We start from the raw sequence: 14,287 nt of genomic DNA on the forward strand, positions 1-14,287 counted from the left end.
GCATATTATCAAAGCGCAAGTCCCTTTTTGTCCACAATGTAGGGGCGAACTGCGTTCGCCCAAAAGGTACATTATCAAAGCGCAAGTCCCTAAATTAGGCCGGTTTATTGATTACAGCCATGGACTGACGAGCAAAACCGAAATAACTATCCCAGAATTGTTTCTGACTATCGAGGGCAACTTTGGTGGCGGTTTCTTGGGCGGTTAGATAGGATTTAACCCATTCTTGTTGATATTCGAGGGATTTAACCAAAGTTTCCGGAAACTCAAACACTGATGTAGTCGAGGGAACACCATTACCCCAAGCGGACAGAAGCAGTTTCTGCCATTCGGCTAGGTATTTTTGGTATTCTTCAAGATAATTGGTGTTCATAGAAGTCAAACCGCTAACTAGCCCATCTGGAAGGAGATGGTGAGAAAGTGGGGCGGTGTTGCCACCTTCTCGAAAGCAAAACCGGTGCCGAGATAAAATATAATATTCTATCCCTTCTTTAATTATAACCTGAGTTTGTGATCAGCCCCAATCTTTATGAGATCGCCGTCAGCCCGTCCTATTTTTTGGTGACTGGGAACTAACGCTAAAATAGTCCTACTCTAGCCATTTTCTCCCAACTATGATCGATCGCCCTATTCATGTAATTGGTGGAGGATTAGCGGGGACTGAGGCGGCGTGGCAGATAGCCCAAGCAGGTATTCCCGTGATCCTGCACGAAATGCGCCCAATTCGCTCTAGTCCCGCCCATCATAGCCAATTTTTAGCCGAATTAGTCTGTAGTAACTCCTTTGGTGCCATGGCAGTGGATCGCGCTACTGGGTTACTCCATGAAGAATTACGACGCTTAAACTCTCTAGTTATTGCCCAGGCCGATCAGCATAGTGTCCCCGCAGGAGGGGCTTTAGCGGTCGATCGAGGGGTCTTTAGTCGAAATTTGACGGAAATCTTGGCCAACCACCCTCTAATCACCTTAAAACGTCAGGAGATCACGGAAATTCCCCGGGATGGTATCGTCGTTTTAACCACCGGACCGTTAACCAGTGCTGCTTTAGCCGCAGATCTGCAAAATTTCACGGGTCTGGACTATCTGAGTTTTTTTGATGCCGCTAGTCCGATTATTCTAGGGGAATCGATTGATCAATCGATCGCTTTTCTGGCCTCTCGTTACGATAAAGGTGAGGCCGCCTATCTCAATTGTCCCATGGATCGGGAACAATACCTGCATTTCTGGCAAGAGTTAAAACAGGCAGAACAGGCAGAATTAAAGGATTTTGAGCGAGAAAATGCCAAATTTTTCGAGGCTTGCCTACCAATCGAAGAATTAGCCTGTCGGGGAGAAGATACCATGCGTTTTGGTCCCCTGAAACCGGTGGGATTAGCGGATACCAGATATCCGGATCAACGTCCCTATGCAGTTATACAGTTGCGAATGGAAGATAAAGCGGGGCAATTGTGGAATATGGTGGGATTTCAAACTAATTTAAAATGGGGTGAACAAACACGAGTTTTCCGTCTGATTCCGGGGTTAGAAAAGGCCGAATTTGTCCGCATGGGGGTGATGCACAAAAACACCTTTATCAATTCTCCCCAGTTATTATCCTCCAGTCTCCAGTTTAAATCGCGACCGACGCTATTAGCGGCAGGACAGTTAATCGGGACGGAAGGCTATACGGCTGCGGCTGCTGGGGGATGGTTAGCGGGAACTAATGCCGCTCGTTTAGCTTTAGGATTAGAAACGGTGACATTGCCGACCACAACGATGATGGGATCATTATTTGAGTTTATCAGCAGTGCCGAACCGAAACATTTTCAACCGATGCCGCCAAATTTTGGCATTTTGCCAAATTTTACCAGAAAAATCCGCAATAAACGGGAACGTTACGGTCAATATGCCGATCGCTCTTTGCAGGATTTAGAAGCATGGATGAATCAGCTAAAAACTCCCTGTCTCGTCTAACTGTCAATCGCTAAATCGATCGCCCATAATAGAGAAGGAACCTATTTCTTTCTCTATCGCTATGCCAAACCCCGATTTTTTCCCTCCCCAATCCTACAGTCAAGAGGATGTGCAGGAAATTCTCTATTTGGCTATCTCCCGTCAAGGGGATAAGGGAGAAATTACCCGTCAACAGTTGTTAGAAATTGCCGACGATTTAGCTATTGAAGTTAAAGACTTAGAAGCGGCGGAAAAGGACTGGCAAGAGTCAAAAATGCTCAGTTATAAGCGGCAAGAATTCGATCGCTTTCGTCGCGAGGAGCTAAAACATAAAACCGTTCGCTATCTGATTATTAATAGTTTTTTTCTTACGATTAATTTAATTGGTGCGGGAACAATTTCTTGGGCAATTTATATCTTTTTGCTGATGGGTTTACCTCTTTCTCTCTCGGCTTGGAAAACTTTTCAAAATCAAGGAATTGCCTACGAAGAAGCATTTCAACGCTGGAAAATTAAGGAGGAAATGAAAGAGTCTTTTACAAATCTTTGGACACAAATTAAAAAGTTTTTACAGTTTTAATACTGTTGCCAAATTAAGCCTTTTTTGTTTTTGTGAACCACAGAGACACAAAGGACACAAAGTTGAGCTTTGCACGACTACTTAGGGTCTGCTAAATAAATCTAAAAACCTTTTTGGGTAAGACTTTTAGTGTCCTGTTTTGCTCTCACAGGTGCAAGATTTTGAGAGAATCGTGCTTCAAAACCTTGCGTCTTCATCGGCCCGCGTCCTGTAGGGGCGAAGCATTCGGGCAATAACCTATCGGTGAAACCGGAGATTTTCTATCCGAATGCTTCGCCCGTACTTTTTCAGCAAGCCCTACTTAGGGTCTGCTAAATAAATCTAAAAACCTTTTTGGGTAAGACTTTTAGACTTTTGGCAAATCAAAAAGTACCAAATATGGGAGTGATTGGGGGGAAAATTCAGGTACTTTTTCCCTGAAAATTAGGTAATTGACCCCCTCAAAATCGCTAAAACCCCACACCCCACACCCCACACCCCACACCCTGCCTCCACCAACAAACTTTTTGCCGCAAACCCTACTTACTGTCATCAAAAATATCTAACTGCTGCAGAGAGGGGGAATTATCCGACTTAACTGGTTTAATTTTCTTAATTCCTTGACGCAAACCGATGGCAATTTTACTATGTTTTTCGATTTGACCCATCACCTGCATGGCACGATCGATCACAGAAGCTGGTAAACCGGCTAATCTCCCCGCTTCGATACCGTAGGACTTATCCGCGCCTCCCGGTCGTACTTGGTGCAAAAATACTATCTCATGGGGTAATTCCTTGACTGTTACCTGATAATTGGCCACATTCTCTAAAATTGAGGCTAATTCATTCAGTTCGTGGTAGTGGGTGGCGAAAATCGTCCGCGATTGCAGTACCGTGGCTAAATATTCCGCCACAGACCAAGCTATGGATAAACCGTCAAAAGTGGCTGTCCCCCGGCCAATTTCGTCTAATAATACTAATGATCTCTCCGTGGCGTGATTGAGAATATTGGCAGTTTCGTTCATTTCCACCATAAAGGTGGATTGGCCGGTAGCGAGGTCATCCACAGCCCCCACCCGGGTGAAAATGCGATCGCAGATAGAGATTTTGGCCGACTTGGCCGGGACAAAACTGCCGGTTTGGGCCAACAATTGAATTAATCCCACCTGTCGCAGATAACAACTTTTGCCACTAGCATTGGGACCGGTGAGAATAATCAAGTCGGGGTACTCTAAACCCTCCTGATTGCCCAAATTAATCGAATTCGGCACAAAAAAGCCAGCCCCAAGGGATTGTTCCACCACGGGATGACGACCATCTTTAATATCGATAAGACGACCATCTGCGATTTCCGGGCGACAATATCCCTGATAAACGGCGATTTCTGCCAATGCTGCCAACACATCCAAAGCGGCGACTTTTGTAGCCACTTCCCGAATTTCTGGGGAAAATTCGGCCACTTGACGGCGTAAATCGCTAAAAATCTCGTATTCTAATTTATTTAATTCATCTACTGCCGTCAGAATTATATTTTCTTTCTCCTTTAACTCGGTGGTGATATAACGTTCCTCATTGACTAAAGTTTGCTTACGCACATAATCTTTTGGAGCGAAATCGGCTTTACTGCGGGGTAAACTGATATAATAACCGAAAGTTTTGTTATAATTAACCTTAAGATTACTGATACCCGTTCTTTCTTTCTCTGTCGTCTCTAGATTCTTAAACCAATCGATTACTTCCTGATAGTCGCGCCGCAGGGCATCCAATTGAGCATCAATTCCCTCGCGAATCACCCCCCCTTCCTTAAGGTGCAGCGGAGGAGATTCCACCAGATGCGCTATCACCTGCTGGCCTAATTTTTCCAAATCGGCGGGAATTTGCTGTAAAGCTTTCAAATAGGGCGAATTTCCCGAAGCAACCAAAGCCGCTAAATCGGCCAATTTGACTAAAGATGCCGCTAGGGAAAGTAAATCGCGGGCGTTAGCAGTTCCTGCACCAACACGACCGCTTAAACGTTCTATATCGTAGATTTCCCTTAATTTTTGCCGAATATCTTGGCGCAAGGAAGGATTATCCTTTAACTCTTGGATAGTATCTTGACGAGCGCGAATACCGCGAGAATCTAAGAGAGGTTGCAGTAACCAACGACGTAAAGCGCGACTACCCATGGCCGTACAAGTGCGATCAATAGCCCATAATAGAGAACCATAGAAGCTACCATCGCGCACCGTTTGGGTAATTTCAAGGTTACGACGGGTTTGCCCATCTAAAATCAAAAATTCCGAGACAGAGTAGGTTTTTAAGGGTTGTAGGGGGACTTGATTGGCTTTTTGGGTATCTTCAATGTATTCTAATAGGCCTCCGGCGGCGCGAATGGCGAGGGGTAAATGTTCGCAGCCCATCCCCTCTAGGGAACGCATTTTATAGGTGATTAGGAGACGATTTTTCGCTTCTGTGAGAGTAAAGATAGTTTGGGGACGGAGAGAATAACAAAAACTATCGGGTAAACAGGGGGGGAGATGGTCGGATTTTTCCCCGGGGCGCAAAATACGGTTTAAATCGGGGGCATTGATGGGAAAAAGGATTTCTGAGGGCTGTAAACGGGTTAATTCTAGGCTTAAAGCCGTTAAATCGCTGGCTTGGCTGGTGTAGAATTCTCCGGTGGAGATGTCTGCATATGCTAATCCCCAATTTTCTCCGGTAATCACCACAGCAGCCAGAAAATTATTCTTTTTTGCGTTTAACATTCCCTCATCGGTGAGGGTTCCGGGGGTGAGCAGTTTGGTGATAGCGCGTTCTACTAGCCGTTTTTCGGCGGCTGCTTCCGTTGAATCCTCTACTTGGTCACAAATCGCCACCGCATAGCCTTTTTCTACCAATAAACGACTATAGCGCTCTAGGGCGTGGTGGGGAACCCCAGTCATGGCCACTCTCCCAATACCTTTACCTCCTTCCTTGCTGGTAAGAACTAATTCTAATTCTCTGGAGATAATCACCGCATCCTGAAAGAAACACTCGAAAAAATCGCCCACACGATAGAGTAAAAGGGCATTGGGATAGGTTTCTTTTACCTCCACATAATGCTGGTACATGGGGGTGAGTTTACCGCGATCGAGTCCGCGATAATCACGATGGGGCTCCTTATTGGTAGCCGGTGGTTCTAGGGGAAAATCCGAGGGGAGAGTCATGGGTGAAAGAAAGCTGGACAATTCTTTATTCAATTTACCGCTCTTGAGAACCTACGATCAAAGAATCCCAATAGCCTAAGCTGCTGGTTCCTGTTATTCAACCCAGGGATTAATATCTGAGCTATCTGGGTGGATTTGACATCATTCCCCGTCCGAGAATTATATTTTTGTTAATAAGTAGTCGTGCAAAATTAATTTCCTAGTCGAGACAGCAGACTCCGAGACTCCGAGACTCACAAGACTCACAAGACTCCGAGACTCACAAGACAGCTATTAGGGATCGGATTTGAGTTTTCAGTTCACTGTTTACTGATCACAGCAGAAGTCTGACGGAGTAGTGGCTTAGATGTGTAATTAATTGTGCTTAGATACTTAACAGTTATTTTTAAGGGGTGGGCTGCAGTCTTTTATTATAAACTTCGTCGGGATTAATTGAAGTGATTATATCTTCTAAATCGAATTTTCGCAGGGTTTTATCTTTGGTATTGACCTGATAAACCAAACGATTAGTGATATCTAATCCGGTTAACCAATTACTATAGGGATGATAAGCTCCCGTGTCGATATCTAACCAACCGGCACCGGCGACTAATTGCCCCGGACTTACCTCCGGAAAAGTAAAAGTAATCGTGTGGCCAGTGATAATTAATTTATCGCCAAAAAAAGGTTCTGGCATACTGTGGAATTGATCGCGGATCCAACAAAAATGAGTGGCATCTTGTTCTTCGAGGGGCAAATCGGGATGAACCCCGGCATGAACCAGCCAAATATCGCCTAAATCGAGGTAAAGAGGCAATTTTTTCAGCCAATCGATGTGATCTTGCGGTATTTTGTGGTTATAGCTCACGAGAGTAGCTTGACCGCCGCTATAAAGCCAAGCCGGCAACATTTCCCCCATCAGTCCTTGGCTGCCCAACACTTCTAGCAGCATCTGTTCATGATTGCCCAATAGACAACGATAGCGGTGTTGACGAACGAATTCGACCACTTCGGCGCTATTGGGACCACGATCGATTAAATCGCCCAAGAAATAAACCGGTTCCTTTTCTTGAGGTGCGATTGCTTCCATTAGCTGCAAAAGAGCATCGTATTGACCGTGAACGTCACCGATGATGATTCGACGGGAGGACATGGTGGTAGAAGTTGGGTATCTGTGTTATTGTCCCCAGAGCGGGACTGATTCTAATATGCCCAGTTGAGACTTGGAAATTAACATTGATTTAGGGATTAGGGAAATGGGGAAATGGGGAAATGGGGAAATGGGGAAATGGGGAAATGGGGGAATTCAACTAAAACCCTAAAACCCTAAAACCCCAACCCCCTAAAACCCCAACCCCCAACCCCCATCACCCAACACCTAACCGGTCTAAATGTTAAGTTAAGTATCGAAGAGCGGAAGAGCGGCCGTTTCATCACCCAGTAGTAATATAATCACTGAGTTATCAACTTTGATCCTTGAGTATGACTGCATTCACCACAACCCCCACCCTTGCCAATTTGCCCGCCAGTGACAGCCGTAGCCGCGTCAGTGAATTGATGAAATCCCTACAGGATGAAATTTGTCGGGGATTAGAACAAGTGGATGGACAAGCAAAATTTATCGAAGATAGTTGGCAACGGCCCGAAGGTGGCGGCGGACGTTCGCGAGTTTTGCGGGAAGGGGCAATTTTTGAACAAGCAGGGGTGAATTTTTCGGAAGTTTGGGGGAAAGAATTACCTCCTAGCATTGCCAAACAACGGCCCGAGGCTGCCGGTCATCAATTTTATGCCACGGGAACCTCGATGGTCTTGCATCCTCACAATCCTTATATTCCCACGGTTCACCTCAATTATCGCTATTTTGAAGCAGGTCCGGTTTGGTGGTTTGGCGGTGGCGCTGATTTAACTCCCTACTATGCTTTTGAAGAAGATGCTAGTCATTTTCACCGCACTTTTAAACAGGTTTGCGACCAACATCATCCCGAATATTATCCCGTTTTTAAGCGCTGGTGTGATGAATATTTTTATCTCAATCATCGTCAGGAAGCCAGAGGCATCGGCGGGATTTTCTTTGATTACCAAGACGGTTTAGACCCTCTCTATCGTGGTCCTTTTGCCGAAAGTGATGCCGCTATCTATTCAGAAAAATTATCTCCCCAACAACCCCGCAACTGGGAAGAAATTTTTAGTTTCATTAATGACTGTGGCCGGGCTTTTCTACCCGCTTACGTTCCCATTGTCCAGAAACGGCGCTCGACGGAATACGGCGACAGAGAACGTCAGTTTCAACTCTATCGTCGCGGTCGTTATGTAGAATTTAATTTAGTTTATGATCGTGGCACAATTTTTGGGCTGCAAACTAACGGTCGTACCGAATCAATTTTGATGTCTTTACCTCCTTTAGTCCGTTGGGAATACTGTTATCAACCAGCACCCAACACCCCAGAAGCAAAACTCTATGATGTCTTCCTAAAACCCCAAGATTGGGTTAATTGGCAAGGTTAAATCAGTTATCAGTTATCAGTTATCAGTTATCAGTTATCAGTTATCAGTTATCAGTTATCAGTTATCAGTTATCAGTTATCAGTTATCAGTTATCAGTTATCAGTTATCAGTTATCAGTTATCAGTTATCAGTTATCAGTTATCAGTTATCAGTTATCAGTTATCAGTTATCAGTTATCAGTTATCAGTTATCAGTTATCAGTTATCAGTTATCAGTTATCAGTTATCAGATTTGAGTTTTAAGTGAGTATTATGTATTAAGTGAGCAGTATTAAATAGCAGTTTCCTACTGTCTTTTTAGTGTTTACTGATCACTGTTTACTGATCACTGTTTACTGATCACTGATTACTGTTCACTGAAAATACTTCCCAATTCATAATTCATAATTCATAATTCCCTTCTCCTTTTCTGGTTATCTGTCATTTGTCAAGTAAATAAATCTAAAAATTTTGGCTAATTTTTGGACACCTCTCCATACTCGTCTGGAAACCACGGTGAAAAAGGGACAATTACTACCTAAAAATGCGTCTCTGTTAGTGGCATTGTCGGCCGGTCAGGATTCCCTCTGTTTAGGTCAATTATTGCTGGATTTGCGCTCTCGTTGGGGTTGGCAACTAGCGATCGCTCATTGTGATCACCGTTGGTCCTACGACGGAGGATTAGTGGATCATGTGCAGAAAATCGCCGAAATTTGGCAATTACCTGTTTATATTGCCACCGCACCTCCCATGGCGGAAACGGAAGCCAAAGCACGACAATGGCGTTATCAAGCTTTACAAACAATCGCCCAAGAAGAGGGTTTTAATTATCTTCTCACGGCACACACAAGGAGCGATCGAGCGGAAACTTTTCTTTATAATCTCATGCGCGGGGCCGGTAGTGATGGACTTTCTGCCTTAACTTGGTGGACAAGTTTAACCCCAGATATTTTTTTAGTCCGTCCCCTCTTAAATGTCACTCGCGGGGAAACTTTCGCTTTTTGTCAAAGTCGAGAATTACCGATCTGGTATGATCGAGCTAATGAGAATTTACGCTATGCTCGCAATCGCATCCGTCGGGAATTATTACCCTACCTGCAAACTAATTTAAATCCCCAAATCGAAAAACATCTCGCCCAAACTGCCGAAATTTTGGAAGCAGAAAGCGATTATTTAGATAGTATTGCCCGGGATATTTTTCGTCAGGTTATCGATCTAGAGCAACAAAGACTCGAATCGCTCCCCTTTACAAATTCTACCTCTAGCGATACAAAGACGAGTGATTCGTTTATTTTTGGCTCAATATTTACCCTCATCGCCTAATTTTGCCGAAGTTGAGTCAGTGGTTAATCTCATTACTGGTGTTAATCGCGATGCCACTTCCTCCTTAACCGGTAAAATTCGGGTAGAAGTACAACAAAATTGGCTACATATCAGTTATCAGTTATCAGTGATCAGTTATCAGTGATCAGTGATCAGTGATCAGTGATCAGATTACAGTTTTAAGTGGACAGCATTAGGGGAAAACTTCGCTACTTTCTTTTCACTGCTTACTGTTCACCGAAAAAAACCATCTCCCCATTCTAGTTATCTCTAGCTAACTTTTACAGCAATTGGTTTAAGAAGAAACTATAATTAGTAATACAATTAAACTAAAAATAAAATTGCTGTGGAATAATGAGCGAAACTAAAGTAATTAATCGAGAAAATTTACTGGTCAATCTCCGGCAACAACTGCGCGCAGGACAACAGGAATTAGCCGATTGGCAAGGGGGAAAAATGGCCATTTCTGCGGTGCCGGGGGCGGGAAAATCCCACAGTTTGGCCGTAGCTGCCGCTATGGTTATTGCTCGTGAGCAACTTCATGCTAAAAAACAGTTAATTATTGTCACCTACACGCGCTCGGCTGCCGCTAGTATTAAAGCTAAAATTAAACAACGCTTGCAAGATTTACAACTTTCAGCCCAAGGTTTCAGCGTCCAAACTCTGCACGGACTGGCCCTACAATTAGCCCGTCGTTACCCGGAATTATCGGGATTAGACCTCGAATCTTCTACCTTAGTTATTCCGACTCCTAGCCACAGAATTATTAGAAACTCGGTGGAAAAATGGCTAATTGCCGATCCAATTCGTTATCAAAAGTTATTAGAAGGAGTAGAATTTGATGGGGAAGAAACCGAAAGATTACGCCGTCAATCGGTGCTGAGAACCGAAATTTTACCTAGTCTTGCCTATGGGGCTATTCATGAGCTAAAAAGTTCGGGATTATCACCGCAGCAAGTCTGGGAATTAAGCCACTATACCGACGATAATTATCAAATTCTCGCTATGGCTAGTGGTTTGTACCAACAGTATGAAATCCTGATGCGTCAGAAAAACTACATAGATTATGATGACATGATTTTAGGAGCCTTGCGAGTATTAGAGGAAGAAAAAATTCGCCGACAATGGCAAAAATCTGTCTTTGGAGTCTTTGAAGATGAGGCACAGGATTCTAGTCCTCTCCAAGAAAAACTAATTACTATTTTAGCAAAAAATAATGACAGGGAAACACCTAATTTAATTCGCGTCGGCGATCCCAATCAAGCCATTAATTCTACCTTTACACCCGCCGATCCTGTTTACTTTAATTGGTTTTGTGAAAGTTGTCAAAACGAAGGCAATTTATCCACTATGAACCAAGCAGGTCGCAGCAATACTAAAATTATCGAAGCTGCTAATTTAGTGTTACAATGGGTCGATCGAGATTGGAAACAGGGGAAAGATAATCATAAAGTTACCGAGGCTCCTTTTCGGGTTCAAGCGATTATTCCCGTCAGTGCTGAAGATCCCCAACCTAATCCAGTTAAGGAGGGAAAAGGATTAGAAATTTATCAACCCGATGACATTTATCAAACAGTAGAATTAATTGAAAAACGTCTAGTTAAATTACTCCAAGAAAATCCTCAACATAATGCGGCTATCCTCGTTAGAGAAAATCGACAAGGACACTTTTTTGCTCAAAAATTCGCCCATTTTTATAAAAGTTATCAAATCAGAATTTTTGAAGCTAACGAGATCGATCGCTTTTCTCAAATTCCCGCCGAAATGCTGAAACTATTAGCTTTTGTCGAACGTCCCCACTCTCCCGATTATCTCAAAGCGGCTTTAGAAGTGCTACAATTTAGGGGTTTAATTACTGCCCAAGACTTAAATCCTTTAGTTACCTATCCCGAACAATTTCTTTATCCCACTCCCCTCGATCCTGAACTGAAATCTAACGAAAAAATTGCCCGTCGTTATTGTTGCAGTTTACTAAAAGCTAGATTAGAATTACCCCATTATCAACTCCTATCTTTTTTCGCTATGACTCTCCAATATTCTGGGTCGGAATTAGCTACATTGCAAAAATTAACCGCCCGTATTTATCAGGAAACTGCTGGTAATAGTTCTCTAAAAAATACAATTAATACTCTCAATGAAATTATCGCCTCTGAGCGCTTTGAAGGAGTGGAAGAAGATAACGATGATTGTTATACTCGTCCCGGACAACTGACGATTATTACTATGCACAAAGCCAAGGGTTTAGACTGGGATTATGTTTTTATTCCCTTTCTTCACGAAGATATTATCCCGGGTAAACCTTGGGTTCCCAATGGGGCGAAATTTTTGGGAGATTTTAGCCTTGCAGAAGTGGCCAGAGCGCAAATTCGAGCAGCGGTTCACCAACGCTATTTAAACCCCGACAGAATACCAATTATTCCCCCACCTTTAAGCGCTTGGTTAGAAGCTGGACAACTTAAAAAAGCCGAAGAATACCGACTTCTATATGTAGCGATGACGCGAGCAAAAAGACTTTTATGGATGTCGAGTGAAAAAAAAGCTCCTTTCCGTTGGAACACTTTTCGCGGGGATGAAAGTAGTCAATTACAGGATAAAAATCCCTGTCCTGTCTTTCCTGTTTTAATCAATGCTTTCCCCGATTCTTTCTGTGTTTAACTGTTGCTGCAGCGTCCGCGGATAAAGAATTAGGAAGACAAACCACCAGAGGAGTATGGGAATAGATAGGAGTAGGGTTAACCAGAGACGCTGAGTTAAAAACCAACACCCAGCAATCAGGGTAATTCCTGTCAACAGAATCGACCAAGGTTGACACCAACGGGGTTTGTGGTCCCAAACGTTATCGGATTTCGAGTTAGACATTGGTTAAGGTTCGGTAATTTACTAACTTGATTTTATCGTACCTGACTATTCAGATCACTGCTATAATTTTGGGTAATTCTATCCATAGATTTTCTTATCTCTAGACAAACTAAGCTAAATTTTCCTATGATTGATGTCTTTTACCCGATTCCCAAGCTGTTAGATACTATTCTGACAGAGATTTATGCTGAAAATCGCCGTAAACATGAAGAAAGAATGGCAGAATTACAAATAATCTCTAATTCCTCCCTTCGCGATGCCTACGCTCAACAGCTATTATTAGATCGATTTCTTGCCCCCGTGGAAAATGCTCAACATAGCATTCAAAATGCCGCTAAACACGCTCAGTATATGGCAGAAATAGTTAATTATTATCATCACGATCACGGCTGTAGTCAAGAGCAAGCTCAAGAAATATCCCGTCAATTTCGGGTTTTAGCGGTTAAAATTTCTCAAATTGACTCTCTTTACGATTTAAAAATCATTTATCAAGTGGTTACTGTTTTCACCCAGCAATTATCAAGATTTAAACACCGAGAAAGAAATTATTCTTGGGAAAGGGAAATCAGAAAGGGCATTTTAGATCCCTTAAATACCTGCATTGCTGTGGAGAAAAATTTTCAAAGACGGATAGCTTTGATGACTGGTGAACCCGCATCAGCTAAGGTAAGTAGGATTGATTCATATTAGGGTTGATTCAAGGTAGGGTTGATTCATGAATCAACCCTACTAGGGTTGGGGGGGGGTTGCCTTTTGCCTCGTCTCAACAAGCAATTTAAATTAGGAAGAGCTTAGTTACTGACTCTAGGGACATTTTTGGGGGAGTTTTAATACAAAGTTCCCCCAATCATAGCTGCTAATAAAATAAAACCGACCCAAACATTTTGACCGAACATTTGACCATAAACTGGTTTAGGTAAATCCGATTGACGTAACAGCCGGTATTGACGCAACCAAGCGATCGCCGCTAGAACCAACCCTAGCCAAAAAGAGGCTGATAACTGCATTTTTTGCCCCTCCCAAGCCAATAAACCCACTGTCAGGGCAAAAAAGACCCCCACAGCTTCTGGAGCGTATTTGCCGAAAAATATGGCACTAGAGTTAATACCAACCTTGAGATCATCCTCTCGATCGGACAGAGCATAAATTGTATCAAATGCCAATGTCCAAAAAATCACCGCTCCCCATAATATAAATGTATTACTATTTAAGGACCCGGTGACGGCACTCCAACAGATTAAAACCGCAAAACCCCAAGCGAGAGAAAGAACCAATTGGGGTACAGGAAAAAAACGCTTGGCCAGAGGATAGCAGATAATCAAGGGAACGGCGGCTAAACATAGGCAAAAACTCAGGAAATTGAGATATAAAGCTAAAATTGCGGCGCAAAAGAAAGCAATCAGAGCGATAATCAAACCAACCTTGATCGATAAAGCTCTGGCCGCTAAAGGACGGTTACGGGTGCGATCGACTTGTGGATCGATATCCCGATCCCAAAGATCGTTAACCACACAGCCGGCAGCGCTAGTAGCCAAAGTTCCCAAAACGATCACCCCGATCAAGGGTAGTGGTGGCACCCCGTCTGCCGCCAAAAATACCGCCCATAAAGCGGGAACCATCAAAATTAACCTACCGGCGGGTTTATCCCAGCGCAAGAGGCGAATAATCGTCATCCAAGTGGGTTCTAGATCGGGTTGGGATATAGTCATAATTTCTCGTCAAAAGTAGAAACTAGGAGTTAACGGGGGAGTGGGGTTTTGGGGAAGTGGGGTTTTGGGGAAGTGGGGAAGTGGGGTTTTGGGGAAGTGGGGTTTTGGGGTGTGGGGTGTGGGGTGTGGGGTGTGGGGTGTGGGGTGTGGGGTGTGGGGTGTGGGGTGTGGGGAGAACAAAGCTGCCTTTTGCCTCCTGCCTTTTGCCTCTTGCCTTTTGACTTTTGCCCCTTCTGACAGGTAGCATAATGCTCAA

Annotated in this window: 13 protein-coding genes and 1 pseudogene; 7 read left to right on the forward strand and 7 right to left on the reverse strand. The window is 43.6% G+C overall.

Annotation, left to right across the window (positions count from 1 at the left end; genetic code table 11):
* Nucleotides 1-94: 94 nt before the first annotated feature.
* The gene (locus tag GQR42_RS11450; protein ID WP_004266820.1) at nucleotides 95-373 is read right to left on the reverse strand and encodes a hypothetical protein; all 279 of its coding nucleotides are present in this window, start codon (nucleotides 371-373) and stop codon (nucleotides 95-97) included.
* Nucleotides 374-614: 241 nt separating this feature from the next.
* Here GQR42_RS11450 and trmFO point away from each other — a divergent pair, with 241 nt between their 5' ends.
* Both trmFO and GQR42_RS11460 read left to right on the forward strand, forming a co-directional pair.
* A complete protein-coding gene (gene trmFO / locus GQR42_RS11455) occupies nucleotides 615-1,952 on the forward strand; it encodes an FADH(2)-oxidizing methylenetetrahydrofolate--tRNA-(uracil(54)-C(5))-methyltransferase TrmFO (protein WP_158200083.1) in 1,338 nt (445 codons plus the stop codon).
* 61 nt (nucleotides 1,953-2,013) lie between these two features.
* Nucleotides 2,014-2,511: a 2TM domain-containing protein gene (locus GQR42_RS11460; protein ID WP_158200084.1), complete on the forward strand. Its 498-nt coding sequence runs from the start codon at nucleotides 2,014-2,016 to the stop codon at nucleotides 2,509-2,511.
* A gap of 346 nt (nucleotides 2,512-2,857) precedes the next feature.
* On the opposite strand, the gene GQR42_RS28675 is transcribed toward GQR42_RS11460, so the two are convergent.
* The 3 genes from GQR42_RS28675 to GQR42_RS11470 all read right to left on the reverse strand — a co-directional run bounded on the left by GQR42_RS28675 (nucleotide 2,858) and on the right by GQR42_RS11470 (nucleotide 6,810).
* Nucleotides 2,858-3,043: a hypothetical protein gene (locus GQR42_RS28675; RefSeq protein WP_233271358.1), complete on the reverse strand. Its 186-nt coding sequence runs from the start codon at nucleotides 3,041-3,043 to the stop codon at nucleotides 2,858-2,860.
* On the reverse strand, nucleotides 3,030-5,678 hold the full coding sequence (gene mutS, locus GQR42_RS11465; RefSeq protein ID WP_158200085.1) for a DNA mismatch repair protein MutS: 2,649 nt from the start codon (nucleotides 5,676-5,678) through the stop codon (nucleotides 3,030-3,032). Before mutS ends, GQR42_RS28675 begins: the two co-directional genes overlap by 14 nt.
* A 385-nt stretch (nucleotides 5,679-6,063) precedes the next feature.
* Nucleotides 6,064-6,810, reverse strand: coding sequence for a metallophosphoesterase family protein (locus GQR42_RS11470; RefSeq protein WP_158200086.1), 747 nt, complete (start codon nucleotides 6,808-6,810; stop codon nucleotides 6,064-6,066).
* Between the two features lie 329 nt (nucleotides 6,811-7,139).
* Between GQR42_RS11470 and hemF the strand changes: the two genes are divergently transcribed.
* The 4 genes and pseudogenes from hemF (at nucleotide 7,140) to GQR42_RS11490 (ending at nucleotide 12,118) form a co-directional block, all read left to right on the forward strand.
* On the forward strand, nucleotides 7,140-8,162 hold the full coding sequence (hemF, locus tag GQR42_RS11475) for an oxygen-dependent coproporphyrinogen oxidase (protein ID WP_158200087.1): 1,023 nt from the start codon (nucleotides 7,140-7,142) through the stop codon (nucleotides 8,160-8,162).
* Nucleotides 8,150-8,404, forward strand: a complete 255-nt coding sequence (locus GQR42_RS11480; RefSeq protein WP_158200088.1) for a hypothetical protein — start codon at nucleotides 8,150-8,152, stop codon at nucleotides 8,402-8,404. The genes hemF and GQR42_RS11480 overlap by 13 nt, the downstream gene beginning before the upstream one ends.
* A gap of 207 nt (nucleotides 8,405-8,611) precedes the next feature.
* A pseudogene (gene tilS / locus GQR42_RS11485) lies at nucleotides 8,612-9,608 on the forward strand (tRNA lysidine(34) synthetase TilS).
* Between the two features lie 209 nt (nucleotides 9,609-9,817).
* Nucleotides 9,818-12,118, forward strand: a complete 2,301-nt coding sequence (locus GQR42_RS11490) for an ATP-dependent helicase (RefSeq protein ID WP_158200089.1) — start codon at nucleotides 9,818-9,820, stop codon at nucleotides 12,116-12,118.
* Here GQR42_RS11490 and GQR42_RS11495 read toward each other — a convergent pair.
* Nucleotides 12,083-12,322, reverse strand: a complete 240-nt coding sequence (locus tag GQR42_RS11495) for a DUF6737 family protein (RefSeq protein WP_158200090.1) — start codon at nucleotides 12,320-12,322, stop codon at nucleotides 12,083-12,085. The two genes, GQR42_RS11490 and GQR42_RS11495, sit on opposite strands and share 36 nt — an antisense overlap.
* A 126-nt stretch (nucleotides 12,323-12,448) precedes the next feature.
* Here GQR42_RS11495 and GQR42_RS11500 point away from each other — a divergent pair, with 126 nt between their 5' ends.
* Complete coding sequence (locus GQR42_RS11500) at nucleotides 12,449-13,012, forward strand: hypothetical protein (protein ID WP_158200091.1); 564 nt, start codon at nucleotides 12,449-12,451, stop codon at nucleotides 13,010-13,012.
* 137 nt (nucleotides 13,013-13,149) lie between these two features.
* Here the strand turns inward: GQR42_RS11500 and GQR42_RS11505 are convergent, their stop codons facing one another.
* Together GQR42_RS11505 and GQR42_RS11510 are read right to left on the reverse strand one after the other, a co-directional pair.
* On the reverse strand, nucleotides 13,150-14,031 hold the full coding sequence (locus tag GQR42_RS11505; protein ID WP_158200092.1) for a 4-hydroxybenzoate solanesyltransferase: 882 nt from the start codon (nucleotides 14,029-14,031) through the stop codon (nucleotides 13,150-13,152).
* A 22-nt stretch (nucleotides 14,032-14,053) separates the two neighbouring features.
* Nucleotides 14,054-14,278 (reverse strand): hypothetical protein, encoded by a 225-nt coding sequence (locus tag GQR42_RS11510; protein WP_158200093.1) that lies wholly within the window; start codon nucleotides 14,276-14,278, stop codon nucleotides 14,054-14,056.
* Nucleotides 14,279-14,287 lie beyond the last annotated feature (9 nt).

The organism is Microcystis aeruginosa FD4 (assembly GCF_009792235.1).
Lineage (GTDB): Bacteria > Cyanobacteriota > Cyanobacteriia > Cyanobacteriales > Microcystaceae > Microcystis > Microcystis viridis.

Coding starts and splice junctions, on each gene's coding strand:
- mutS (WP_158200085.1), bottom strand. CDS start 5,678: ATGACTCTCCCCTCGGATTTTCCCCTAGAACCACCGGCTACCAATAAG.
- GQR42_RS28675 (WP_233271358.1), bottom strand. CDS start 3,043: ATGACAGTAAGTAGGGTTTGCGGCAAAAAGTTTGTTGGTGGAGGCAGG.
- GQR42_RS11460 (WP_158200084.1), top strand. CDS start 2,014: ATGCCAAACCCCGATTTTTTCCCTCCCCAATCCTACAGTCAAGAGGAT.
- GQR42_RS11510 (WP_158200093.1), bottom strand. CDS start 14,278: ATGCTACCTGTCAGAAGGGGCAAAAGTCAAAAGGCAAGAGGCAAAAGG.
- GQR42_RS11490 (WP_158200089.1), top strand. CDS start 9,818: ATGAGCGAAACTAAAGTAATTAATCGAGAAAATTTACTGGTCAATCTC.
- GQR42_RS11450 (WP_004266820.1), bottom strand. CDS start 373: ATGAACACCAATTATCTTGAAGAATACCAAAAATACCTAGCCGAATGG.
- GQR42_RS11470 (WP_158200086.1), bottom strand. CDS start 6,810: ATGTCCTCCCGTCGAATCATCATCGGTGACGTTCACGGTCAATACGAT.
- GQR42_RS11505 (WP_158200092.1), bottom strand. CDS start 14,031: ATGACTATATCCCAACCCGATCTAGAACCCACTTGGATGACGATTATT.
- GQR42_RS11500 (WP_158200091.1), top strand. CDS start 12,449: ATGATTGATGTCTTTTACCCGATTCCCAAGCTGTTAGATACTATTCTG.
- GQR42_RS11495 (WP_158200090.1), bottom strand. CDS start 12,322: ATGTCTAACTCGAAATCCGATAACGTTTGGGACCACAAACCCCGTTGG.
- hemF (WP_158200087.1), top strand. CDS start 7,140: ATGACTGCATTCACCACAACCCCCACCCTTGCCAATTTGCCCGCCAGT.
- trmFO (WP_158200083.1), top strand. CDS start 615: ATGATCGATCGCCCTATTCATGTAATTGGTGGAGGATTAGCGGGGACT.